This is a genomic window from Aeromonas sp. DNP9 (assembly GCF_001728955.1).
GTDB lineage: Bacteria > Pseudomonadota > Gammaproteobacteria > Enterobacterales > Aeromonadaceae > Aeromonas > Aeromonas veronii.
Map to the genome: position 1 here is coordinate 17240 of NZ_LYSQ01000008.1, position 24411 is coordinate 41650.

General features: G+C 60.0%; 20 protein-coding genes. 8 read left to right on the plus strand and 12 right to left on the minus strand.

The features are described 5' to 3' along the window. Window positions 1-210 precede the first annotated feature (210 nt). From A9G06_RS07060 to A9G06_RS07080, 5 genes are all read left to right on the plus strand, one after another. The gene (locus tag A9G06_RS07060; protein WP_069554714.1) at window positions 211-549 is read left to right on the plus strand and encodes a DUF3302 domain-containing protein; all 339 of its coding nucleotides are present in this window, start codon (window positions 211-213) and stop codon (window positions 547-549) included. A 3-nt stretch (window positions 550-552) separates the two neighbouring features. Then, window positions 553-1590, plus strand: coding sequence for an HlyD family secretion protein (locus tag A9G06_RS07065; RefSeq protein WP_069554715.1), 1038 nt, complete (start codon window positions 553-555; stop codon window positions 1588-1590). 114 nt (window positions 1591-1704) lie between these two features. Next, window positions 1705-3465 carry a DEAD/DEAH box helicase gene (locus tag A9G06_RS07070; RefSeq protein ID WP_069554799.1) on the plus strand — a complete coding sequence of 587 codons (1761 nt, stop codon included), beginning with the start codon at window positions 1705-1707 and terminating at the stop codon, window positions 3463-3465. A 112-nt stretch (window positions 3466-3577) separates the two neighbouring features. After that, on the plus strand, window positions 3578-5017 hold the full coding sequence (gene dacB / locus A9G06_RS07075) for a D-alanyl-D-alanine carboxypeptidase/D-alanyl-D-alanine-endopeptidase (protein ID WP_069554716.1): 1440 nt from the start codon (window positions 3578-3580) through the stop codon (window positions 5015-5017). A 94-nt stretch (window positions 5018-5111) separates the two neighbouring features. Continuing rightward, entirely contained in the window at window positions 5112-5408 is a 297-nt protein-coding gene (locus A9G06_RS07080) for a GrxA family glutaredoxin (RefSeq protein WP_223849348.1), read from the plus strand. A gap of 103 nt (window positions 5409-5511) precedes the next feature. On the opposite strand, the gene A9G06_RS07085 is transcribed toward A9G06_RS07080, so the two are convergent. Then, window positions 5512-6357: an endonuclease/exonuclease/phosphatase family protein gene (locus tag A9G06_RS07085; RefSeq protein ID WP_005350508.1), complete on the minus strand. Its 846-nt coding sequence runs from the start codon at window positions 6355-6357 to the stop codon at window positions 5512-5514. A 107-nt stretch (window positions 6358-6464) separates the two neighbouring features. Between A9G06_RS07085 and A9G06_RS07090 the strand changes: the two genes are divergently transcribed. Further along, a complete protein-coding gene (locus A9G06_RS07090) occupies window positions 6465-6689 on the plus strand; it encodes a hypothetical protein (RefSeq protein ID WP_005337874.1) in 225 nt (74 codons plus the stop codon). On the opposite strand, the gene yciA is transcribed toward A9G06_RS07090, so the two are convergent. From yciA to A9G06_RS07120, 6 genes are all read right to left on the minus strand, one after another. Next, entirely contained in the window at window positions 6690-7094 is a 405-nt protein-coding gene (yciA, locus tag A9G06_RS07095) for an acyl-CoA thioester hydrolase YciA (protein ID WP_005337875.1), read from the minus strand. Window positions 7095-7153: 59 nt separating this feature from the next. Next, window positions 7154-8011 carry an NAD-dependent epimerase/dehydratase family protein gene (locus A9G06_RS07100; RefSeq protein WP_069554717.1) on the minus strand — a complete coding sequence of 286 codons (858 nt, stop codon included), beginning with the start codon at window positions 8009-8011 and terminating at the stop codon, window positions 7154-7156. Window positions 8012-8178: 167 nt separating this feature from the next. Continuing rightward, complete coding sequence (locus tag A9G06_RS07105) at window positions 8179-9114, minus strand: DUF2971 domain-containing protein (RefSeq protein WP_069554718.1); 936 nt, start codon at window positions 9112-9114, stop codon at window positions 8179-8181. Between the two features lie 209 nt (window positions 9115-9323). Continuing rightward, window positions 9324-12899, minus strand: a complete 3576-nt coding sequence (nifJ, locus tag A9G06_RS07110; protein WP_069554719.1) for a pyruvate:ferredoxin (flavodoxin) oxidoreductase — start codon at window positions 12897-12899, stop codon at window positions 9324-9326. Further along, a complete protein-coding gene (locus A9G06_RS07115; RefSeq protein WP_069554720.1) occupies window positions 12896-14542 on the minus strand; it encodes an NAD(P)-binding protein in 1647 nt (548 codons plus the stop codon). The genes nifJ and A9G06_RS07115 overlap by 4 nt, the downstream gene beginning before the upstream one ends. A 176-nt stretch (window positions 14543-14718) precedes the next feature. Further along, on the minus strand, window positions 14719-15471 hold the full coding sequence (locus A9G06_RS07120) for an ABC transporter substrate-binding protein (protein ID WP_069554721.1): 753 nt from the start codon (window positions 15469-15471) through the stop codon (window positions 14719-14721). A gap of 77 nt (window positions 15472-15548) precedes the next feature. On the opposite strand from A9G06_RS07120, the gene A9G06_RS07125 reads away from it, so the two are divergent. After that, window positions 15549-17399, plus strand: a complete 1851-nt coding sequence (locus A9G06_RS07125) for a hybrid-cluster NAD(P)-dependent oxidoreductase (protein ID WP_171903380.1) — start codon at window positions 15549-15551, stop codon at window positions 17397-17399. A gap of 222 nt (window positions 17400-17621) precedes the next feature. Continuing rightward, complete coding sequence (locus A9G06_RS07130) at window positions 17622-19334, plus strand: methyl-accepting chemotaxis protein (protein ID WP_069554722.1); 1713 nt, start codon at window positions 17622-17624, stop codon at window positions 19332-19334. A gap of 77 nt (window positions 19335-19411) precedes the next feature. Here the strand turns inward: A9G06_RS07130 and htpX are convergent, their stop codons facing one another. From htpX to bioB, 5 genes are all read right to left on the minus strand, one after another. Beyond that, window positions 19412-20284 carry a protease HtpX gene (htpX, locus tag A9G06_RS07135; protein ID WP_005337890.1) on the minus strand — a complete coding sequence of 291 codons (873 nt, stop codon included), beginning with the start codon at window positions 20282-20284 and terminating at the stop codon, window positions 19412-19414. 113 nt (window positions 20285-20397) lie between these two features. Further along, on the minus strand, window positions 20398-21075 hold the full coding sequence (gene bioD / locus A9G06_RS07140; RefSeq protein ID WP_069554723.1) for a dethiobiotin synthase: 678 nt from the start codon (window positions 21073-21075) through the stop codon (window positions 20398-20400). 59 nt (window positions 21076-21134) lie between these two features. Continuing rightward, entirely contained in the window at window positions 21135-21950 is an 816-nt protein-coding gene (gene bioC / locus A9G06_RS07145) for a malonyl-ACP O-methyltransferase BioC (protein ID WP_069554724.1), read from the minus strand. Beyond that, window positions 21943-23139: an 8-amino-7-oxononanoate synthase gene (bioF, locus tag A9G06_RS07150; RefSeq protein WP_069554725.1), complete on the minus strand. Its 1197-nt coding sequence runs from the start codon at window positions 23137-23139 to the stop codon at window positions 21943-21945. Before bioF ends, bioC begins: the two co-directional genes overlap by 8 nt. Then, complete coding sequence (gene bioB / locus A9G06_RS07155; protein ID WP_069554726.1) at window positions 23136-24224, minus strand: biotin synthase BioB; 1089 nt, start codon at window positions 24222-24224, stop codon at window positions 23136-23138. The genes bioF and bioB overlap by 4 nt, the downstream gene beginning before the upstream one ends. Between the last annotated feature and the right edge of the window lie 187 nt (window positions 24225-24411).

Consider the following 24411-nt stretch of genomic DNA (forward strand, 5'->3'; position numbering starts at 1 on the left):
ATGCAGCGAAAGCAGCACAAAAAGGCGCCTGATGGCGCCTTTTTTAATGACAAAAACACTAATAAGACAACTATTGAACCGCTTCAGCTTCAATACAGCGAATAGCTTTAAGATTCCGGGCGAACTGACGATAAATGTGTGATTCTTAATTGCTTTAGCGCTTGTTGGAACCAATGATTAAGCTGTGCTTCATGCCAGTGGAGGTTATAAATGGCCCTTGATTATTTTGCTCTTGGCCTGCTCATCTTTGTCGGGCTGGTCATTTTTTATGGAGTCATCGTGATCCACGATATTCCTTACGAGATTGCCAAACATCGCAATCACCCTCATCAGGATGCCATTCACGTGGCAGGTTGGGTCAGCCTGTTTACCCTGCATGTGCTGTGGCCCTTCCTCTGGATCTGGGCCACCCTCTATCGCCCCGATCGCGGCTGGGGCTTTAGTCAGCGGCTGCAAAAAGATGAAGAGGAGCTGGCGACCCTCAAGCAGGAGTTGGCGGATCTGAAGAGCCGTATCAACACTATCGAACAGAGTGAGCAACAGGGATAAACTATGGACCTGCTACTGATCCTGACTTATACGGCACTGTGTGTGGCCGTATTCAAAATCTTCCGCATCCCGCTCAACAAGTGGACCGTCCCCACCGCAGCACTGGGTGGCGTGGTGCTCATCGGCACCCTGATCATGCTGATGAACTACAACCACCCCTACTCCGAGATGGCGCGTAACTACTACGTCTCCACCCCCATCGTACCGCTGGTCAAGGGCCGGGTAGTCGAGGTGCCGGTGCAGGCCAATCAGCCGGTGAAAAAAGGAGATGTGCTGTTTCGCATCGATGACGAGCCGTTTCGCTTGAAAGTGGAGAGTCTGACCGCACGGGTCGAATCCAACCGCGAGCACCTCAAGTCCATCGAGGCGCGACTGCGTTCCGCCAAGCTGGATCGGGATCGCGCCAAAGAGCTGATGCAACGCAATGTCGGCAAACAGCGGGATCTGGATGTCAGCCAGGCCAACGTAGACGATATCGTGGCCCAGATTGACCAGCAGAAAGCCACCCTGAACGATCTGCAAGCACAGCTGCTGGAAGCCAAGTATCAACTGGCCCAAACCGTAGTCTATGCCCCGAGTGATGGCCATGTGGTGCAACTGGCCCTGCGCCCCGGCATGATCGCCACTCCCTTCATGTACCGTCCGGTGATGACCTTCATCCACCAGAACGATACCGCCTATGTGGGCTGGTTCTGGCAGAACAGCATGCAACGTCTGGCCGTTGGCGACGAGGCGGAAGTTGTGATCGATGGCGTGCCCGGCAAGATCTTCAAAGGCAAGGTGACGGCAGTGATTCCGGCTATTGCCGCCGGTAACGTGCAGGCCAACCTGGGACTGCTGGATCAGACCACCGCAGTGCGTCCGGGCCGGCTGCCGGTAGTCATCTCCATCACAGACCCCGAGTGGGCCAAGTATCAGGTGATTGCAGGCTCCAGCGGTCAGGCCGCAGTCTACACCCACTACTTCCACCATGTATCTGTGATGCGGAAAATACTGCTACGTATGGCAAGCTGGATGAACTACATCTTCCCGTTCCATTGATCAGCACCATCCCTCCCAGCGGGCCGGCAGCATGTCGGCCCGCTGTTTTTGTGGCGGCAAGCACCCTATAATGGCGCCACCCTGCGCCGCACCATGCCCAAACGCCACGCCCTCATGTTCGTTCTCAGACCCTACCAGACCGACGCCGTCAACGCCGTTATCAGCCACTTTCGCAAACACCCGGATCCCGCCGTAGTGGTGCTGCCCACCGGGGCTGGCAAGAGTCTGGTGATCGCCGAACTGGCCCGCAAGGCACGCGGTCGGGTGCTGGTGCTGGCACACGTCAAGGAGCTGGTGGAGCAGAACCACGCCAAGTACGAGGCGTGGGGGCTCAAGGCCGATATCTTCGCTGCCGGGCTGGATCGCAAGGAGGCAAGCGCCCAGGTGGTGTTTGGCTCGGTGCAGTCGGTAGCGCGCAATCTGGCGGCCTTCGACGGGGCGTTTTCGCTGCTCATCATCGACGAGTGCCACCGGGTCTCGCTCGATGACGACAGCCAGTACCATCAGGTGATCGACCATCTCAAGGCCGCCAATCCGGCCCTCAAGATCCTCGGCCTCACCGCCACCCCCTATCGGCTCGGGCTGGGCTGGATCTACCGGCGCCACTACCACGGCATGGTCAAGAGCCACGGCGAGCGGCTGTTTGGCGACTGCGTGTTCGAGCTGCCCCTGCGTTTTATGGTGAAAAACGGCTACCTGACGCCGCCGCGCATGGTGGATGCCCCCATCGTTCACTATGACTTCAGCAAGCTGGTACCGCGGGAGAATGGCCTCTTCAGCGAGGCGGAGCTCAACGGCGAGCTCAAACGCCAGCAGCGGGTTACCCCTCATATCCTGAGTCAGGTGCTGGAGTATGCCGCCGACCGGCAAGGGGTGATGATCTTCGCAGCCACCGTCGAACACGCCCGAGAAATTGAGGGGCTGCTGCAGGCACAGTCCCAGAGTGCGGCCCTTATCACCGGCGAGACACCGGGGCCGGAGCGCGACGCCCTTATCAGCGCCTTCAAGGCGCGCGAGATCAAGTTTCTGGTCAACGTGGCGGTACTCACCACCGGCTTCGACGCCCCCCATGTCGATCTTATCGTGATGCTCAGGCCCACTGAGTCGGTCTCCCTCTACCAGCAGATCGTCGGGCGGGGCCTGCGTCTCTCGCCGGGCAAGAGCGATTGTCTGCTGCTCGACTATGCGGGCAACAACTTCAACCTGTTCGCCCCCGAAGTGGGGGAGCCTCGCCCCCACGCCGGTACCGAGCCGGTACAGGTGCCCTGCCCCGCCTGCGGTTTTGCCAACACCTTCTGGGGCAAGACCGACGAGGATGGCAAGGTGATCGAGCACTACGGCCGCCGCTGTCAGGGGCTGTTTGAAGATGACGAGGGTAACCGCGAGGAGTGTGACTACCGCTTTCGCGCCAAGATCTGCCCCGGCTGTGGTGCCGAAAATGACATCGCCGCCCGCCGCTGCCAGCGCTGCGATCAGCTGCTGGTGGATCCGGACGACAAGCTTAAAGAGGCGCTCAATCTCAAGGATTGCATGGTGATCCGCTGCGCGGGGCTGACCCTCACCGCTGGACGCGGCAAACAGGGGGAGCGGCTGGAGGTGACCTACCACGATGAGGATGGGTTGACCCTCAATGAGTACTTCGGATTTCACTCCGAGGGCGCGCGGCGCTTGTTTCAACAGCACTTTGTGCGTCATCATTGGCCCGCCCCGGGGCTGGAGCCCGAATTTGCCACCCTGGCGAGCGTGCTGGCCGCGCAAAGCCAGTTCCGTCATCCGGATTTTGTCATCGCCCGCAAATCGGGGCGCTTCTGGCAGATAAAAGAGAAGATTTTTGATTATGAGGGTCGCTATCGTACCGCCAACTCGATGGCATGATGGCGACCGGCATACATGGCATGAATTGCGTTACCCCGTCGATCCCGCATCGGCGGGTTGAATTATCAGGTTCGGCACCACTGCCGGGCCCTTCGTCACGTTAGAGGATGTTATGCAGCGGCTGTTGATTGGTTTTTGTGCTCTCTTTTCTTCTCTGGCGGCTCATGCCGCCCCGCTGACGCCCCCTCAGGGTGGCCAGTACGCCATCATGGTGCAGGGCAATAACGGCGTCGAGTTCGCCCGCCACGCGGATCAGATGATCGCCCCCGCCTCCACCATGAAGGTGCTCACCGCACTGGCGGCCCGCCTCGAGCTGGGTGCCGATTTCCGCTTCGCCACCGACATTCAGGCCCAATCCGGAGCCAAACAGGGTGACACCATCAACGGCGATATCTGGATCAACTTCGTCGGCGACCCCACTCTGTCACGGATGGATCTGCTGGCCCTGTTCAAGCAACTTGGCGTCAACCAGATCAAGGGCAACGTCTACGTCAACACCGGCGCCTACAACGGCTACGAGCGCGGCAACGGCTGGTCGTGGGGGGATCAGACCCTCTGCTTCGCCGCTCCCGTCTCCTCGGTCATCATCGACAAGAACTGCGCCTACGGCACCATCACTGCCACCCAGATTGGCAAACCGGCGGTGGGCAATGTAGCTACCGGCGTCCCCATCGGCATCGGTGCCGACAACGTGGAGGTGATGAGCTACGGCGACATGGCGCGCCAGTTCTGCGCGCTGGAAGTGGATATGGCCAAGGGCAACTTCTACGAGCTCAAGGGCTGCATCACCCCGAACAAGGAGCCGCAGGGTCTGCGTTTCGCCATTCACGATGTGGAAGCCTGGGGTTGGGACAACATCCGCTGGGCGATGAACCGGGCCGGTATCAAGCATGATGGCCTGCTGCGGGTCACCCACAAGGCCCCTGAAGGGGCTGAGACCCTCGGCACCCACTACTCGGTCTCCCTGCCGGTGATGCTCGCCAAGATGCTGAAGAAATCGGACAACCTCTATGCCGATACCTTCCTCAAAACCGTGGGCCGTCACTACTACAACAAGCCGGGCAGCTATCGCAGCGGCACCATGGCGGTGCGCGCCATCCTGACCAAGAACGGCATCGATCTGGGCAATGCCACCCTGGCTGACGGTTCCGGTCTCTCCGCTCACAATCTCATCAGCGCCCGTCAGATGATGTCGGTGCTGAACTTCATCCAGAAAAATGATGCCGAACTTGGCCTGATCAAGCTGCTGCCAAGCTCTCAGGTGGATGGCACCCTGGCGTGGCGCCGCAGTGTCACCGCCCCCATGATGAAGAACAAGGTCCACGCCAAGACGGGAACCATCACCGGCACCTCCAATCTGGTGGGCTTTATCGACACGGCAGGCGGCCAGCGCAAGGCGTTCGTGATGTTCCAGCGCGGCCTGTCCCAAGATCCGGCCACCCATGAGCGCTACCGTGCCAGCAAGGCGCCGTGGCCCTGGACTGTATTCGAGAAGGGGGTGCTGGAGAGCATCTATCAGCAGCAGCCGATCCAGATCGCCGATGAGAGCTGAGCCAATAGGCCCACTCGAATCACGGTATCGATAATTTCGGCTTCAAGTCGCCACGAGGCAGGGCTATGCTGTTGCCTGCCTCATATCAACGGCCATACATAAACGGCTTAAAAAACGGAGAGAAAATATGTTTGCAGTGATTTTTGGTCGCCCGGGTTGCCCCTACTGTGTCCGTGCCGTACAGATCGCCGAGCAGCTAACCGAACAGCGCGATGACTTCAAATTCCGCTACGTGGATATCCACGCCGAAGGCATCACCAAAGAAGATCTGGCCAAGAGCGCCGGCAAGCCGGTCAATACCGTGCCGCAGATCTTCCTGGACGAGCAGCACATCGGTGGCTGCACCGATTTCGAAGCCTACGCCAAAGCGAATCTGGGTCTCTACCAGTAATCCTTACGGGTCATCCCAAGCGGGTTGACCGTCAGAGCATATAAAAATCCGGCGCCATCAGGCGCCGGATTTTTTATGGGCAACACGCGCACATCATCCCCGATCAGGGGGTCACAGACTGGGCAGCAAAGCGCGCAATGATGGGGTTGTGATCCGAACTGTCGGTCGCCGGTGAACTCACCTCGACCAAGTCAAGATTGCGGTAGTAGAGGTGATCCAGCGGGCGGCCGAAGGCGGTGCGGCGCAGGTCAGGCACCGGCACGGCCTCTTGCAGGCCCAGCTCGTCCACCAATTTGCTTAACCAGAACTGGCGTTTGTCGCTCCAGGTATTGAAATCACCGGCCAGGATCACCGGCCCCTGATGGCGGCGCACCAAGGCTGTCAGATCGTTGAGCTGCTCGCGGAAGGTGGCCATCCCCAGCTCGAAATTGACTGCATGGATATTGATGACCATGACGCCATCAGGATCGCCCTGCAGCGGATAGAGGCTCACCAGCCCAGATTTGGGGATGCGCAGCAAGGGCTCGGGGGAGCGCACGCCACAGACGAACGCCTGCGGGGTCTTGGCCACCGTCATCACCCCGAACGACACGCCGCCCTGGGTGAAGGCTTGCAGCTGTTGCCACTGGAAATCACCGGCGCGCAGCCAGTCGAGCATATCGGGACGGGTGGCCGACTCTTGCAACAGCACCAGATCCTGCCCCTTGGCATAACTGTCCATCCCTTCACGCCAGTTCTTGCGCTGGCCCTTGTAGAGATTCCACACCGTCACCCCGAACTCACGGGGCAACGCCGTGGTCGCCAACGCTACCAGCGGCGGACGCTGGCAGTCGAGTCCCGGCACAATCCCTTGAGCTGTGACCAGATGGTTCTGATCTGGCACCTCAAAACAGCCTACCAACCCCAGGGTCAGCAGGGAGGTGCCAAGAATGCGATAACTATTTTTCATTGGCTAACAACCGCCCGCCTTTGCTTTTTGTTGCGACCATCACAAACGTCATCCACGCCGACTAAGCTGATAGTCCCTGTTCCACCCAACCAGAAGGACCTTGTCTCATGGCGAAAGAACTTCGGTACAACGTGACGTTTTATGATCAACAAGGAAATTGTCATCAAGTGGAGCTGGCCACCGTCTACCAGATAAGACGGGACCCTCAATGCGATCTCTGCCTGTTCGACACCCTGCAATATGTGGGCTCGGAAGAGATGCTGGAACGCATGATACGGCAAAAAACCGGGCTTGAGCAGGAAATATCCATCATCAATGCCCGGCTGATTTAATCAGGCACTCACCGGAACCGGGCGGGATTTGCCCTGTTCGTCGATGGCGACATAGGTGAAGATCCCCTCGGTCACACAGTAACGCTGGGCATCGTTTTCCCGCAGTACCGGCTTGACCCACACCTCCAGCTTGAGCTTCATGGAGCTGCGGCCGATCTTCATGCAGCGGCCGTAGCAGCAGACCACATCGCCCACCTTGACCGGACTGTGAAACGTCATGCCTTCGACGGATACGGTACAAATACGTCCTTTTGCCAGCTCCTTGGCCATAATGCCCCCACCTATATCCATCTGGGACATGATCCAGCCACCAAAGATGTCGCCATTGGGGTTGGTATCGGCTGGCATTGCCAGGGTTCTCAGCAACAACTCCCCATCGGGGTGACGTTTTGTATCTACCATCATTACCGCCTCTCTCTCATGGATGGCGGCATGATAGGGGGCGATCACCCCCTTGGCAAACCTCAATTGCCCGAGGCGGCGAGCTCGGCAAACCAGTGGGCCGGATCGGGCCAGCGATAGTTGAATCCCATCTGCTGGCAAATCAGCTGACCGTCGATGGGCTGAAATTCACCGGCAGGCTCGATAAAAACCGGCGCGGGCAGCCCCTGCTGGCGCGCCGCAAAGGGGTAGAACTGCTCGCGGCGCGGATGCACAGGCGCACTCAGGTTGAAGACATCCCCGTCCTTGCCCCGCTCCAGCAGCAAGATGCAAGCCGCCACCACATCGTCCAGATGGACCAGATTGACCGACTGGGCGCCGCCATCGAGAGTCTTGCCCGCGAGGAAACGGCCGGGATGGCGATCCGGGCCATAAAGGCCGGAGGGGCGCACTATCATCACCGCCTCGAAACCTGCTGCCAGCACCGCCTGCTCCGCCGCCAGCATCCGCTCGCCACGGGCATGACGGGGTTGGGGCTCTTCCCCCTCCTGCTGCCCTGCACCCCATACCGAGGTGGCACTGACAAACAGCACCCGCCGGGTGCCATTCGCTTTGGCCAACGCGCAGACCTTTGCCACCGCCTGCGGATAGTCATCGGTCTTGCTGGGCGGTACGCAGATAACCAGCGATTCGCAGGGGATGGGCCACTGTTCTTTTTGATCAGCTTGATCAGCGACGGGCATCTCGGCAGAGCCCATGTTGGCAGAGATGGTCAGCGGATAGGCGTTGATCCCCTCCCCCTGCAGACGTGCCGCCTTCTCGGCGCTGCTGACCGTCACCGCCACCTGCTTGCCAGCCGCCAGCAGAGCCCGCGCCAGCGGCAGCCCCAGCCACCCCGCCCCCAGAATGCCGATCGTCCCGGCGATATGTTGCTCTGTCATTGTCCCTTCTCCCGCTTGACGCTATATGCCCCGCAGCTTACCTGCCTTGGCATAAAAAGAAAGCTTGGCCAACTCTCCTACAGCCTACAGATAGACAAATGCCGCCAAGATGCAACATCTCGCACCAGCTCATTAGTTAAATCGAAAATAAACACATTTGATAAGGTTCACTTTTTAATATTTAAGAGAAACTGGTTATGTGACATAGTCATTTTAAATACTTCTATATTTTTAATTTCACATATTCCTCTGATTCTGGCCTCATCAATCGAGGATACTTTTGCACCTAAAATAACATGTTTTGGCTTTGGCATAACATAAGGCATTTCTTTTGGCAATGCCATATTGCCAAATACAAGCCTCCATTCTTTTTCATAAGCCCACTCTGTACTTTTCATAAGCGCAACTTGATTAATATAAAGTATATTGCTTATGCTTTTATTTTCACCAAAAACATTGCTAGCATCAAACATTTCATCAGAGTAAATGACAGGATAAATCGATCTAGTTCTTAAGTCTTCATTTCCTAATTCACGAAAATCATAACCAATACAAAAGCCCTTATGATAATCAGCATAATGTGACCACATAAGAATGGATTTTGGGTTTTCAGAAAAGCAACAAATTTTGAATGCCTGTTTGAACCCTTCTGAAGTTTCTCGAATAAGTGATTTTTCTCGGTCTTTCATTACACTACGTATAGCCTCCCCATACATACGACCTAAATCAGGTTCATCTGGGTAGCTAAGTTCAAGAAGTCTGACCATTGGATGACTGTTTTCTGAAATTGATTGAATTTGCTCTTCAGTGAACCGACTCAATAAACCATTCGCTTGAACCATTGATAAAACCAGATCCCTATCGTCAGGATCTAAATCTACATTGTAATGAAATGAGCAATCATAAGGGTCATTAAAGTTTTTCGGGTCTGACAACCATATTGTGTCATCCAATAAATTTTTTATAGAGTTATCATTTACCGAGCGATATTTATAAAGAATCTTAGGTATGTGTTCGTACTTAAGAGAAATAGCTTTTTTAATTTGCTCTACAGATGTTGCATTGGAAAACACCAACTTCTTATATTCTTCAAACCAATCCATACTCTCCCCTATGACCTAAATAGATAAAGAATCATGTTATTTGCAGCCTTATCAATCATCCCAGTACATTAATTCAAATTTTGTTTGCTTTCAATTATTAACAGTCATAATTGCCAGCCCTACTCTGGGATATATAGGTTTCCTGTTTTCTATTTAACCTAAAAAAGCGGGCCATTGGCCCGCTTGGTTATATTTCACTCACTCAATCCTCATACCGGCGGATGGAAATGGCTGGCCTCGCGGGTCGCCATCTCCTCATAGGTGGCCCACTTCTGCCACGCCACTTTTTGTGCCACCTGCATCAGCCGCTCGGCCTCCTCCGGATGGCTCTGGGCCAGCACCCGATAACGGGTCTCCTCCTGCCGGTATTCAGCAAGGGGAATGGAGGGGCGCAGGCTGTCGAGACTGAAGGGGTTCTGCCCCGATCTGCGCAATACCGGGTTGTAGCGCATCAGCGGCCAGTGACCGGAGGCCACGGCGCGTTTTTGCTGGGTCAGGCCAAACTCCATATCGATGCCGTGGGCGATACAGTGGCTGTAGGCGATGATCAGCGACGGGCCCGGATAGGCTTCGGCCTCACGCAAGGCCTGCAGCGCCTGCTGCGGGTTGGCACCAAAGGCGATGCGGGCAACATAGACGTTGCCATAGGAGATGGCCTGCAGCGCCACATCCTTCTTGGCCAGCGTCTTGCCTCCCGCCGCGAACTTGGCGACGGCGCCGAGCGGGGTCGATTTCGACATCTGACCGCCAGTGTTGGAGTAGACCTCGGTATCCATCACCAGCACGTTCACATCGCGGCCGGAGGCGAGCACATGATCGAGCCCCGATGAGCCGATGTCATAAGCCCAGCCATCGCCGCCGATGATCCAGACCGAGCGGCGAACCAGCTGATCGATGAGTGACAGTAGCTCGCGAGCCTTGCCGGATTTCACCTCCTCCAGCCGCTCCCGCACTTGCGCCACCCGGGTGCGCTGGGCACGGATCTCCGACTCCAGCCGCTGCGGGGCGCTAATCAGGGTATCGACCAGCTCTGCGCCCAGCTCTCCCTTCATCGCTTCAAGGGCCGCCACCGCCTGACCGTGATGTTGATCGGCGGTGAGACGAAAACCAAAGCCAAACTCGGCGTTGTCCTCAAACAGGGAGTTCGACCAGGCCGGCCCCTTCCCTTCGCCGTTCTTGGCCCACGGGGTAGTCGGCAGGTTGCCGCCGTAGATGGAGGAGCAACCGGTGGCGTTGGCCACCAACATGCGGTCGCCAAACAGCTGGGTCAGCAGCTTGAGATAGGGGGTCTCGCCACAACCGGCGCAGGCGCCGGAGAACTCGAACAGGGGTTCGAGGAACTGGGCACCGCGCACCGTGGAGAAGTCCACCCGCTCGCGGGCAGGCCAGGGCAGGCTTTCGAACCAGCGCAGCGCCTGTTTCTGACCAGCCAGATGGGGCGCCTTGTCCATCATGACGATGGCTCGCTCGCCTTCATGGCTCTCATCCGCTCCGGCCCGCACCGGACAAGCCTGCACGCACTGGCCGCAGCCGGTGCAATCTTCCGGATAGAGCTGCAAGGTGTAGCGGCTATCGGGGAAGCCCTTGGCGGTGACGGGCACCGACTGGGCAGCCTCGGGGGCGGTCGCCAGCCAGTCCTGATGGTAGAACTTGGCCCGCAGCGCCGCGTGGGGGCAGACAAAGACGCAGTTGCCGCACTGGATGCAGATATCGGAGTGCCAGATCGGGATCTCGCGGGCAATATCGCGCTTCTCGAAGCGGCTGGTGGCAGTGGGGTAAGTGCCATCCACCGGCAGCATGGAGACGGGGATCAGATCGCCGCGCCCTGCCAGCATCTCGCCGGTGACCCGCTGGACAAACTCGCTGCCGCCGGGAGCCAACGGTAGCGGATAGTCGCTGATCTGCTCCTCACCGGCCGGGATGGCCACCTGATGGAGATGAGCCAGAGTGTCATCCACCGCCGCGAAGTTGCGCTCGACCACTTCGGGCCCCTTGCGGGCATAGCTCTTCTCGATGCTCTCCTTGATCAGCGCAATCGCCTCATCCCGCGGCAAGATGCCAGCCAGCGCGAAGAAACAGGTCTGCATGATGGTGTTGATGCGATTGCCCATGCCGTTGCGCTCGGCCACCCGATCCCCGTCGATGCAATAGAGCTGGATGTTGAGGGCGCGGATACGAGCCCGCAGCCGCTCGGGCAGCTGGCCCCACACCTTGTCGGCCTCATAAGGAGCATTTAGCAGCAGGATTGCCCCTTCGGCGGCATGTTCCAGCAGATCGACCGACTCGACAAAGCCCCATTGGTGGCAACCGATAAAGCTCGCCTGTTCGATAAGCCAGGGGGCGTCGATCGCCTCGGGGCCAAAGCGCAGGTGGGAGACGGTGCGCGAGCCCGACTTCTTGGAGTCGTAGACGAAGTAGCCCTGGGCGTGGAACCCCTCCAGCTCGCCGATGATCTTGATGCTGTTCTTGTTGGCGCCCACCGTGCCGTCGGCACCGAGGCCGAAGAAGAGCGCCCGTACCCGACTGGCGGGCTCCAGATCGCCGATGGGGTGCCATGCCAGACTGAGGCCCGACACATCATCGACAATCCCCACGGTAAAGCGCGGGCGCGGCGCATCGGATGCCAGCTCCTCGAATACCGCCGCGCACATGGCGGGGGTGAACTCTTTGGAAGATAGGCCATAGCGACCGCCGCTGAGCCACGGCAGCCGCTTGATAAGGCCGCGCTGCAAACCGTCGATGAGGGCGCTCTGCACATCCAGCAGCAGCGGCTCGCCCCCTGCGCCCGGCTCCTTGGTGCGATCCAGCACCGCCATGCGCCGCACGCTCGCGGGTAGCGCATCGAGCAACGCCTGTACCGGGAAGGGGCGATAGAGGCGCACAACCAAGACCCCGGTCTTGCGATCCTGCTGGTTGAGCCAATCCACTGTGGTGCGGGCGGTGGCCGCCCCCGAGCCCATCAGCACGATGACATCGGTGGCATCCGGTGCACCGTGGTACTCCACCAGCCGGTAGTGGCGGCCGGTCAGCTCGCCGAGATTGTCCATGCACTGCTGCACCCGCGCCGGTACCGCTTCGTAGAAGGGGTTGACGCTCTCGCGGGACTGGAAATAGGTATCCGGGTTCTGGGCGGTGCCGCGCATCACTGGATGATCCGGGTTCAGCGCCCTCGCACGGTGGGCGCGTACCCAGTCGTTGTCAATAAGGGCGCGAATTTCATCCCGATGCAGGGCGGTGATCTTGTTCACCTCGTGGGAGGTACGGAACCCGTCGAAGAAGTGGATAAAGGGCACCCGGCACTGCAGGGTGACGCTGTGGGCAACCAAGGCCAAGTCCTGCGCCTCCTGCACCGAGCCGGAGGCGAGCATGGCAAAGCCGGTACTGCGCGCCGCCATCACATCCTGATGGTCGCCAAAAATCGACAGCCCCTGCGCCGCGAGCGATCTGGCCGCCACATGGAACACCGCCGAGGTCAGCTCACCTGCGATCTTGTACATGTTGGGCAGCATCAGCATCAGCCCCTGACTGGCGGTGAAGGTGGTGGCGAGCGCCCCCGCCTGCAGGGCGCCGTGTACCGTGCCGGCCGCCCCCCCTTCGCTTTGCATCTCCACTACGGTGGGGATGTTGCCCCACAGGTTGGTCTGCCCCTCCGCCGCCCAGGCATCGGCCAGTTCGGCCATGGTCGAGCTCGGGGTAATGGGGTAGATGGCACACACTTCGCTCAGCTGGTACGCCACCCGGGCCGCGGCTTCGTTGCCGTCGACCATGATCAGTTCATGTTTCATTGGGACTCCTCCGGTTGGCGCAGCTCAATGGCGTGACAGGGGCATTGGTCATGACAGGCACCGCAGCCGGTGCAGCGCTCGGCATCCACCTGATACCCCTTGCCCGGCCCCAGCTTGGCGATGGCCTGCTCGGGGCAGCTGCCATAGCAGCCGTCGCACTCGAAGCAGTTGCCGCAGGAGTAGCAGCGCGCCGCCTCGTAGCGAGCGGCTACCTCATCCAGCCCGCCGATGATCTCGCCAAAGTCATCCCGCGCCCACGCCGGTTTGACCGGCTGACTGCTGGCGGGCGCGTGGGTCTGGAACCAGAGCTGCAACTGCTCCGGCCCCACCAGAGGGTAGGAGAGCGGTTTGTGGTAGTGGCGACCGCGCAGCCAGGCATCCATATGGCGCGCCGCCTTCTTGCCATGGCCGGTGGCGATGGTGACGGTGCGCTCGGAGGGCACCATGTCGCCGCCCGCAAACAGACCCGGCACATCCGTCATCAGGTTGCCAGCCACCTGTACGACCCCCTCCTTGTTGACCCGCACGCCGGGAATGCTCTCCAGCACCGAGAGGTCGACCTCCTGACCGAGCGCCAAAATAAGGGAATCCGCTTCGAGGGTTTCAAACTTGCCGGTGGGCACCGGTTTGCCCTCGGCATCCAGCGCCATCACCTCCACCTCGATATTGGTGCTGTCGAGCTGGCGGATGCTGCGCAGCCAGTTGATCTTGATCCCCTCCTCCTCGGCCTCGTCGGCTTCAAAGGCGTGGGCCGGCATATGGTCCCGATCGCGGCGGTAGATGATCATCGCCTCCTCGACCCCGAGGCGACGGGCGGTACGGGCCGCGTCCATGGCGGTGTTGCCGCCGCCGTAGATGGCTACCCGCCGTCCCAATTTGGGCGGCGGCAAGCCTTTCTCTTCGGCCAGACTCGCCTGTTCAAGGAAACTCACCGCATCGAGGATCTTGCCCGCTTCCCGGGCCGGAATATCGACCCGCTTGGCCAGATGGGCGCCGATGGCCATAAAGACGGCATCAAAGCCCCCCTCGTCACGCTCGCGCAGCACATCCTCAACCTTGTGGTTAAGAGTCAGCGTCACCCCGGCCGCCACGATGCGGGCCACCTCCCGATCCAGTACATCGCGGGGCAGACGGTAAGCGGGAATACCGAAGCGCAACATGCCGCCAGCAAGCGGCCCCGCTTCGCGGATCTCCACCTGATGGCCGAGCCGGTTGAGGTGCCAGGCGCAGGAGAGACCGGAGGGGCCGGCACCGATCACCAGCACCTTCTTGCCGCTGGCGGGCGCGGGTGGCGCAGGCTGCCAACCACGGGCCAGCGCCTCGTCGCCGAGGAAACGCTCGATAGCGTGGATGGAGACGGATTCATCCACCTGACCGCGGTTGCAGGCGCTCTCGCAGGGGTGATAGCAGACCCGACCATGAATGGCGGGCAAGGGGTTCTCTTCGATCAGGGTCTGCCAGGCCGCCTCAAAACGGCCGGCCTGCGCCAAAGAGAGCCAGGCCTGGATATTTTCTCCGGCCGGGCAGGCGTGATTGCAGGGTGGCAGGGCCGGCCGCCAGACGGGTAGCCGGGTACGCACCGGGCCTGTTCCCGTTTTCAGGGAAAGATCCGGCAATGGGGTCATGTCCAGTTGTTTGCTCATACATTGCTTTCTTCTTTTTGTGTGACAGGCCCCACCCGATGGCGCTTGATACCGTTTAGCCGAGGCGGACGGTGGCCGGATGAGGAAGAAGCGAAAGCGTTAGAAACTGGGAACTGAGTCGATAATGGCCGCTTTTTTGTACTGATTAGCGAATCAGGATCAAAAAATGTTGCACTTTATGGTTCATAGAGACCAGAACGTGACTCAAGTAACATCTTCTCCAGCTGACCGCTGGCTTTCAGTTTGGCGAGCCCCCGGTTGAAGGTTTTGATCAGCTCGTCAGCGTTGGCACGCTTGCGGCTGATCAGCAGGTGACCTTCAACTTTCATCACGGGTTTTGAATGGGTTGCAAAGAGATCGACCGTGCTGGCCGGGTAGAACTGACGCAGGGAGTAGTAGCCGACATCGATGTTCTCCAGGGTCAGGTCGGCGCGGCCGGAGAGCAGCAGATCGAAGCTCTGGCGCAGCCGGGTGACGAACTGCACCTGCAGCGGCACCTGCGCGATGGCTGCAAAAAAATCTGCATTGTAGGTATAGCCACTGACCGCAGCCAGCTTGCGATCCGCCAGATCCTGATAGCTGCGCCATTCCAGCGGATCTGACTTGAGATAGAACCAGACGTAGGTTTCGCTCAGGATGGGATCGCTGTAGAGATGGGTTTTGCGCCGCTCGCTCGACTCATACCAGTGGAGTGTGCCATCCACCACCCCCTCCTCCGACAAGCGAAAGGCCCGCTTCCAGGGCAGAAACTGAAACTTGACGCTCACCCCTTCACTCTTGAACGCCTCGCTCACCACATGAGGGATAAGCCCCTGATATTTCAGCGTCTCGGAGCAGTAAGGGGGATACTCTCCCGTGGTCAGGGTCAGCTCCTGCGCCCAGAGCCCCTGGCAAAAAAGGCTCCCCGCCAGCAACCAGCTTATTTTCATCCCGATGCCCTCTTGTTCTGTTTTCCCAACTATAGACCGCCCCCTTGAAAGGATTGCCGGATCGCCGGGGAACCGTTATGTTCCCCTTTTTCCAGGCGATCGCGCCGCGTCACAAGGATATGAAGATGCCCAGGCTAGACAGCATTCACCTCTACCCCATCAAATCGACTGCAGGTATGCCGCTGGCTCGCGCCCGGGTGACCGAAGAGGGACTGGCAGGGGATCGCCGCTACATGGTGGTCAAACCGGACGGCACCTTTATTACCGCCCGCACCCATCCCCAACTGCAACAGGTCGTGGCCACCCCCATCGAAGGAGGCTTGCAACTGCGCTATCCGGGCTTTGAACCGCTCACCCTGCAAGAGGTCGACTTCAGCCGCGCCCCGCAAGCTACCGGAGTCTGGAGCGACCGTTTCACCGCCCTGCACACCGACCCCAAAGCCGATGGGTGGCTAAGCCGGGTGGCAGGGGAGACGGTGCAACTGCTCTGGCTGGGTGAAACCTCTGATCGCTTTCGCGAGAAGACCGGCACCCGGGTCAGCTTTGCCGACGGTTATCCGCTGCTGCTGATAAGTCAGGCCTCCCTTGAGGATCTCAATCTGCGCTCCGATGCGCTGCACCAGATGAGCCAGTTCCGCACCAATCTGGTGGCAAGCAATACCCAGCCCTTCGAGGAGGACAGCTGGGTGCGTATCCGCATCGGCGAAGTGGAATTTAAAGTGGTCAAGCCCTGCAGCCGCTGCATCATGACCACGGTGGAAGCGGGCACCGATCGCTTCAACGCCCTGAAAGAGCCGCTGGCCACCCTCACCCGCTACCGCTGTGGCGAAGATGGCGAGGTCTACTTCGGCCAGAATCTGGTGGCGCTGAACGAAGGGTGGATTGAGGCAGCCAGCGAGATCGAGGTACTGGAGCGCACCCGTCCGGTGGTCTATCCCGCCGCCGCCCCGAAGAAGCGGGAGCTGGTCTGCGTGGCCCGCGAACCGCTGGCGAGGGATCTGGAGACCTTCTGGTTCGAAGCAGCAGATGGCGAGCCCCTGCCCGACTACCTGCCGGGCCAGCATCTGCCCATCAGTCTCGATATCAAAAATGAGCGGATCCAGCGGCGCTATACCCTGAGCTCTACGCCGGATCACCCGGAGCGTTACAGCATCAGCGTCAAAAAGGTGGAGGGTGGCCGCATCTCCCACTGGCTGCACCAGCAGTTGCAGGTGGGCGACCGGCTGCTGGCCGCCAACCCCGCTGGTGAGTTTCACTTAGGGTCCGAGCGCAACCTCCTGTTGCTCTCCGCAGGCTCCGGCGTCACCCCCATGCTGGCGATGGCCCGCACCCTGGCCCTTCGCGGGGAGCTGGAAGAGGTTCACTTTATGCACCAGTGCCGCAGCGAAGCGGACATTCCCGTCGCCAGCGAACTGCACGCCATGGCGCAGCAGGGCATGACCCTCACCATTATCCTGAGCCAGCCGGACAATCACTGGCAGGGGCTGCAAGGGCGACTCAATGATGAGCATCTGCAACTGATCAAAGGGCTGGCCGGACGGGAGGTGTTTATCTGCGGCCCCCACGGCTTTATGGCCGATGCGGCGGCAAAAGTGGCAGCGCGCGGCGTACCTGCCGCACGCATCAGACAGGAGAGCTTTGGCGGCGCCATTCTCTCGGTGGCCCGCCCCCATCAGGCGGTGCAACTGCGTATCGGCGCCCAAGCCTTTACCGGCAACAATCAGGGCACTGTGCTGGATCAGGCCAACAAGCAAGGCGTAGAGCTGCCATGGAGCTGCCGCGCCGGCATCTGCGGCAGTTGCAAACAGACGCTGATCTCGGGCGAGGTGGATCACTCCGACGCCCCCGCCATCACCGCCGCCGAGCGGGCCGAGGGCAAGATCCTTGCCTGCTGCGCCGTGCCACTCACCGACCTTGAAATCCTATGAACGGGTGATCGAGCCGCATTAGTTCACGCCAATCCAGATGACCGGGGATTTGACCCCGGTCATCTTTTTCCGCACTTGTTCAGCTGATCCGCCCTTAATTTGTCCCCACCGCCTTCATCAGTGAGTTTCCCTTCCTATACTCTCAGAGCAAAAAGCCTTGCCAGCCATTGACTTGGCGATGCTCCATACGACACTCAGCCATAGGGAAAGGACGCCCATACCATGGAACAGAACAAGCCCGCCTTTCAGCTCAACCTGCTGCTATCCGTCATCACCCTGATCCTGCTGTCACTGGTGTTTTTCGCCTACAGCTGGGCGGGTAAACAACTGGAAGAGAGTTATCGACAACAATATGTCTCCTACCTGCTGGCCGACGAACTGCGCCAATCCTCCGATGATCTGACCCGACTCGGGCGCACCTACGTCATCACCAAGGATCCAGCCTACGAACAGCAGTACATGCGGATCCTGGCCATTCGCAACGGCGAGCAGCCGAGGCCGGATGGCTACAACCGTATCTACTGGGACTTTGTCGCCGCCAACGGCCAGAATCCCCGCCCCGACAGCAATGTTCGCCGTGGCCTGATCGACCTGATGAAGGATGCCGGTTTCACCGACGGTGAACTCGCCAAACTGAACGAGGCCAAAAACAACTCGGATGCGCTGGTCAACACCGAGGTCGCCGCCTTCAAACTGGTGCAGCAGACCGATGGCGATCCGGTTGCCAACCAGCAAAAAGCCATCGCCATGATGCATGACAAGGCCTATCACCAGAACAAGGGACGCATCATGTCCCCCATCGATGACTTCTACGTGATGATGGAGCAGCGCAACCAGGAGGCAGTCGAGAGCGCCATCGCCAATACCGACATGCTGCGCTATCTCTTTATCGCCCTCGGTCTGGTGTTGATGTTCTTCCTCTGGCGCACCTATCGCTCCCTGCTCGATCTGGTGGGCACCTCGGTCGAACAGCTCAAGACAGATCTCCATATGATGGCGGAAGGGGACTTCTCACGCCCCATCAAGGTGCCGCCAGGATCGAAAGAGAGCCTGATCGGTCTGCTCGGCGGTATGCAGACCACCCTCAAGGGGATCATCGCCAAGGTCTCCCACTCCACCGAGGAGTTGTCCCACTCTGCCGACAGCATCGCCCAAATTGCCGAGCAGACCGCCCAGTTTGCCACCGATCAGCAAACCAGCACCCAGACCATGGCCGCCGCCATCGAGGAGCTGGTGGTGAGCATCAGCCACCTCTCCGACAATGCCACCCATGCCGACGAGCTGAGCAAGGTCTCCGCCAATACCCTGGAGGAGGGTTCGGGGGTCATTAAAGAGACTCTCGGCAGCATCGAGAATATCTCCACCACTGTGGGGGATGCGGCCAGCACCATCTCCGAGCTCAACGGCCATACCCAGCAGATTTCGGAGATCATCGGGGTGATCCGCGGCATCGCCGATCAGACCAACCTGCTGGCGCTCAACGCGGCCATCGAGGCAGCGCGGGCCGGTGAACAGGGTCGCGGCTTTGCGGTGGTGGCCGACGAGGTGCGCAATCTGGCCAGCCGCTCGGCGGCTTCAACCCAACAGATCACCGGGATGATTAGCAAAATCCAGAGCGGGGCCGATGCCTCCATCCGCAGCATGGAGAACACGGTCAACAACGTCTCTCGCGGGGTCACGTTGGCCAACCAGACCGGCGAGGCGATCGCCAGCATCCAGAGCCACGCCTCCAACCTCACCGGCCTGATGGGGGAGATCAGCCACACCCTGCGCGAGCAGTCCACCGCCGCCAACGAGGTGGTCTCTACCGTCGGCAACATCACCTCCCTCTCCGAGCAATCGGGGGATGCCGCCCGTCACGTGTCCCAAGAGGCGGCCAAGCTCAAGCAGCTGTCACGGGTACTGCGTCAGGAGATGGGACACTTCAAGCTTTAAAGAACGCTGAAAAGCAAAACGGCTGCCCGAAGGCAGCCGTTTTTTATTCGGGGTGATCCCCCGTCATTCAGTATCTATCAACCACGCAGGGCGGCGATACGCTGCTCGATGGGCGGGTGGCTCATAAACAGCTCGCTCATGGAGCGCTTGCCGTTGATGCCAAAGGCCATCATGGAGCCTTCCAGCTGCGGCTCGGCACCGCGGGAGAGGCGCTCAAGGGCGGCAATCATCTTGTCACGACCGGCCAGCTTGGCGGCACCGGCATCGGCACGGAACTCACGCTGACGGCTGAACCACATGACGATGATAGAGGCCAGAATGCCGAACAGCATCTCCAGCACGAACACGGTGATCATGTAGGCAAAACCGCCGGTACTGCTGCTCTCTTCCTCGTTGTTGGAGCTGAAGAAATTGCTGATCACGCCAGCCACGATACGGGCGAAGAACATCACGAAGGTGTTCACTACACCCTGGATCAGGGTCAGGGTCACCATGTCGCCGTTGGCCACGTGGCTCACCTCGTGGGCCAGTACCGCTTCCGCCTCGTCACGGCTCATGCTGTAGAGCAGGCCGGAGGAGACCGCCACCAGCGAATCATCGCGGCGGGCACCGGTCGCAAAGGCGTTCATCTCGGGAGAGTCGTAGATCCCCACTTCCGGCATCTTGATACCCGCTTCGCGGGCCTGACGGGCAACTGTGCTCACCAGCCAGTGCTCGGTCTCGTTACGGGGTTGCTCGATGACCTGGACGCCATAGCTGCGCTTGGCCATCCACTTGGACATCAGCAAGGAGATAAAGGAACCCCCAAAACCGAACACGGCACAGAACACCAACAGCCCGGAAATGCTGGACTTGTTGATCCCCAGAACCGAGAACAGGATATTGAGTACCACCCCCAGCACCAGCATGACGGCCAGGTTGGTCACCAGGAATAGCATAATTCGCTTCATATTGACTCCTTGTGAAGATAAGGGACATGACCGGGGACCACTCAGAATCCCCACCTGATCATGTTAATGTCGACATTCTAGGGAGATTCGATGAATGTTCGCTGAATATGCCGTCAAAGTAGCGGCGAGATATCGAGACGCCCCTGCAAATCGGCTTCAAGTGGATTGTTTATAAACGGAATTTCGCCGAGGAAGGGAGCTGGCAGCAAGCCCCTCAGGGTGTCCAGATTTTCCTGATAATGGCTCATGGAACCATGGAGCCGATTAATTACCCACCCCGCCACCGGCAGCTGATCATTGCGAATGGCGGAAAAGGTGAGCAGCGCATGGTTGAGGCAACCCAGCTTGGCCCCCACCACCATGATCACCGCCATGTTCTCCTGCTTGACCCAGTCCGACAGCAGATGCTTGCGATCGAGCGGCAGATACCAGCCCCCTGCCCCTTCCACTACCGCCAGTTCAGCCCCTGCCTGTTCAATCTTGCGCAGCCCCTCGCTCACCCCCTGCATGGTGATGGGCTGGCGCGCCTCGCTGGCGGCGATGTGGGGCGCAATCGGCGGCTCATAGGCGAACGGATTGACCACCTCATAGGGCAGCGGCAGACTCGCCGCCTCCTGCAACAGAACGGCATCCAGGTTGCGCAGCCCGTCCGGAGTGCGAGCACATCCGGCCGAGACCGGCTTGTAACCCGCGCACTTGATTCCCTGTGCGCTGAATTCGCGCAGCAGGGTGCGCGCCACCAGCGTCTTGCCCACATCGGTATCGGTGCCGGTGATAAAGAATGATTTCATACGGTTCTCTCCTTGGCAGGGCCCGTTGACTACCCTGCACACAATGCGATTCCCGGCGCTCAGCGAGGCTTGCTGAGGCGGCCGAGGCACACTCGATAACTGGCGACCAACCTGCCATCGGGCTGGCGAAACGCCTCATACGCCTGAGCCAGCTGCTGCAATCTGGCGCGACCGCTCAGACCGGCCGGGGCGACGCGCCCCTGATTGTCATTGACCTGATTGGCCCCAATCCCCTTGAGATCGCGCAACAGCTGCGGCAATTCAAGATAGGCGAGATCCCAGGTGATACAACGCAGCTCGGGAGCAACTACCCCGGCGCTAGCCAGCGCCTGCTCCAATTGTGGCAGGCTGAGGAAGCGATTGACATGGGCGCGACCATCAAGCTGCTGCCAGGCGGCTCGCAACTGCCAGAGCGACTCATCGAGCAGGGTCGAGAAAAAGATCTGGCCGCCCGGTTTGACCACCCGCAGCAGCTCGCCGAAAGCTTGGGCCGGACGCTCGCACCACTGCAGCGCCAGACTGGAGAAAATCCAGTCGAACGCGTTATCGGCGAAAGGAAGCTGCTCCGCATCACCGCAGAGCAGGCGGGCGCTGCTGCCACGCAAGGCGGCCTGCGCCAGCATGCCGGGGGCGAGATCCAGCCCCACCAACTGATGACAACGATTCGCCAGTTGGGGCAAGAAAAAACCGGTGCCGCAGCCCAGATCCAGCCCGCTCACCGTCAGATCAGTGCCAACCGGCCTGCTCGGCATCCATTCAAGCAACGCCTGCCCCACCTCCTGCTGAAAGCGGGCATGGGCATCGTAGTGACGGGCGGCGGCGCCAAAACGGCGAGCAAGCTGCGCCTTGTCGACCGTTTGAAAACGCTCAGCCATGGTGAACCTCCCCAAGCGTTGTAACTGCAGGGCAGACACCCAAGGCATCGAGCAGGCGATCCACATCCTGCTCGCAGTGAGCCGCGCTCAGGGTAATGCGCAGCCGGGCCGTACCGACTGGCACAGTGGGCGGGCGGATGGCGCTCACCCAGACGCCGCGCTCCCGCAGCCGCTCGGCCAGTTGCAGGGCAACACAGCTCTCCCCCACCAGCAGCGGCTGGATCGGGGTATCACTCTCGCCAAGCTGCCAACCCTGATCCTTTGCCCCTTGCCGGAAGCGGGCGATCAGCTGGCCAAGATGGGCGCGGGCATCCTCGGCGGCACGCACCAGCTCGATGCTCTTGCTGACCGCGCAAGCCTGGGCGGCGGGCATATGGGTGCTGTAGACATAGTGGCGGGCAAAGTTGACCAGATACTCCACCAGCTCGCGGCTGCCGCCGACAAAGGCACCGGCGACGCCAAGCGCCTTGCCAAAAGTGCCCATCTGGATGTGTACGCTGGCAGGAGGAACCCCCTGCGCCGCCAGGGTGCCGCGCCCCTCGGATCCCAGCACACCAAGACCGTGGGCATCGTCGATCATCAGCCAGTTGCCGCTCCGGGCGGCGAGGGTTGCGAGCTCGCGCCAGGGGCCCTGATCCCCGTCCATGCTGAACACCCCTTCCGAAACAATCAGTCCGCGATTGGGCTCAAGCTGCCGTTCAAGGGCCGCCATATCGTTGTGGGCAAAACGCTTCATCTTGCAAGGGAGCTGGCTACCCATCTCCTGCAAAGAGGCGTGGTTGAGTTTGTCCTGCCACAGCAGGTGTTCCTTGCCAAGCAGCGCTTTGAGCACCGCCTGATTGGCGGAAAAACCGCAATTGAACAGCAACACCGCCTCCACCCCGAGCCACTCGGCCAGGATCTCCTCAAGCTGTTGGTGGGCACGGCTGTAACCGGTCACCAGCGGCGAGGCGCCGGAGCCCGTACCATAACGCTCAATCCCCGCGTTGAAGGCGGTCTTGATGGCGGGATGATCTGCCAGCCCCAGATAGTCGTTGGCGGAAAAATTGAGGTATTCGCGCCCTGCAACCCTGAGCCGCCCGCCACTCGCCCCGTCGGTCGCGATGCGGCGACGCAGCAGACCCACCTGCTCGCGCTCGGCCAGCGCCGCGCCCAACCCAAAGGGGCCCGTTACTGCAGGGCCGTTCATGACCGAGCGGCCCCTGCACGGGGGCGGGTGGCGTCATAAAACATTTCGGCAGGTTCGCTCTGGCGGCTCACCTCGGCCAGCAGCTCCTCTTCTTGAACCTGATCCGGCTTCTGGGCCCGCTGAGCGGGGCGAATACCGAGTCGCTTGAACAGCTGCATATCGCTGTTCTCGTCCGGGTTGGGAGTGGTCAGCAACTTGCAGCCATAGAAAATGGAGTTGGCCCCGGCCATAAAGCACATGGCCTGCATCTGCTCATTCATCTTCTCCCGCCCGGCGGAGAGGCGCACATGGGAGGCGGGCATCATGATCCGCGCCACGGCGATGGTGCGGATAAATTCGAATGGATCGAGGTTCTCCTCGTTCTCCAGCGGCGTTCCCTTCACCTTGACCAACATGTTGATGGGCACGCTTTCGGGGTGGCGCGGCAGATTGGCGAGCGCCATCAAGAGGCCCGCCCGATCTTTCGCCTGCTCGCCCATGCCGACGATGCCGCCAGAGCAGACCTTCATGCCGGCACTGCGCACATGCTCCAGGGTATCGAGCCGATCCTGATAGGTGCGGGTGGAGATGATCTCGCCGTAGAACTCCGGCGAGGTGTCGAGGTTGTGGTTGTAGTAATCGAGCCCCGCAGCGCCAAGACGCGCCGCCTGATCGGCGGTGAGCATCCCCAGGGTCATGCAGGTCTCCATACCGAGTCCGCGCACCTCCTCAATCATCCGGATGATGTAGGGCATGTCCTTCTCTTTGGGATTGCGCCAGGCGGCCCCCATGCAAAAGCGTGACGAGCCGTTGGCCTTCGCTTCGCGGGCCCGCTCCAGCACCTTTTCCACCTCCATCAGCCGCTCGGCCTCAAGACCGGTGTGGTAACGGGCGCTCTGGGGGCAGTATTTGCAATCTTCCGGGCAGGCGCCGGTCTTGATGGAGAGCAAAGTACTCACCTGCACTTCATTCGGGTCAAAGTGGGCGCGGTGGACGGTCTGGGCCTGAAACAGCAGATCGTTGAACGGCAGGGCAAACAGGGCCTGAACCTCGGCGAGTGTCCAGTCGTGACGAAGGGCGTGACCGCCCGCGGTGAGAGCATTCATACATGGCTTCCGGTTGTTATTAGTGGGATCCTGCGCCCGCCATCTTGGGATGGACGGCCACAAAACCCGTCGCCAGGCCCGCGCGCTCAGGATGATGCGCAGTGCCAAGTGGCTGAAATTGTTGGCTAGTGTAGAGAGCACGCGTAGACTGTCAACACCGACCAGATCAAATCAATTGACAACAGAA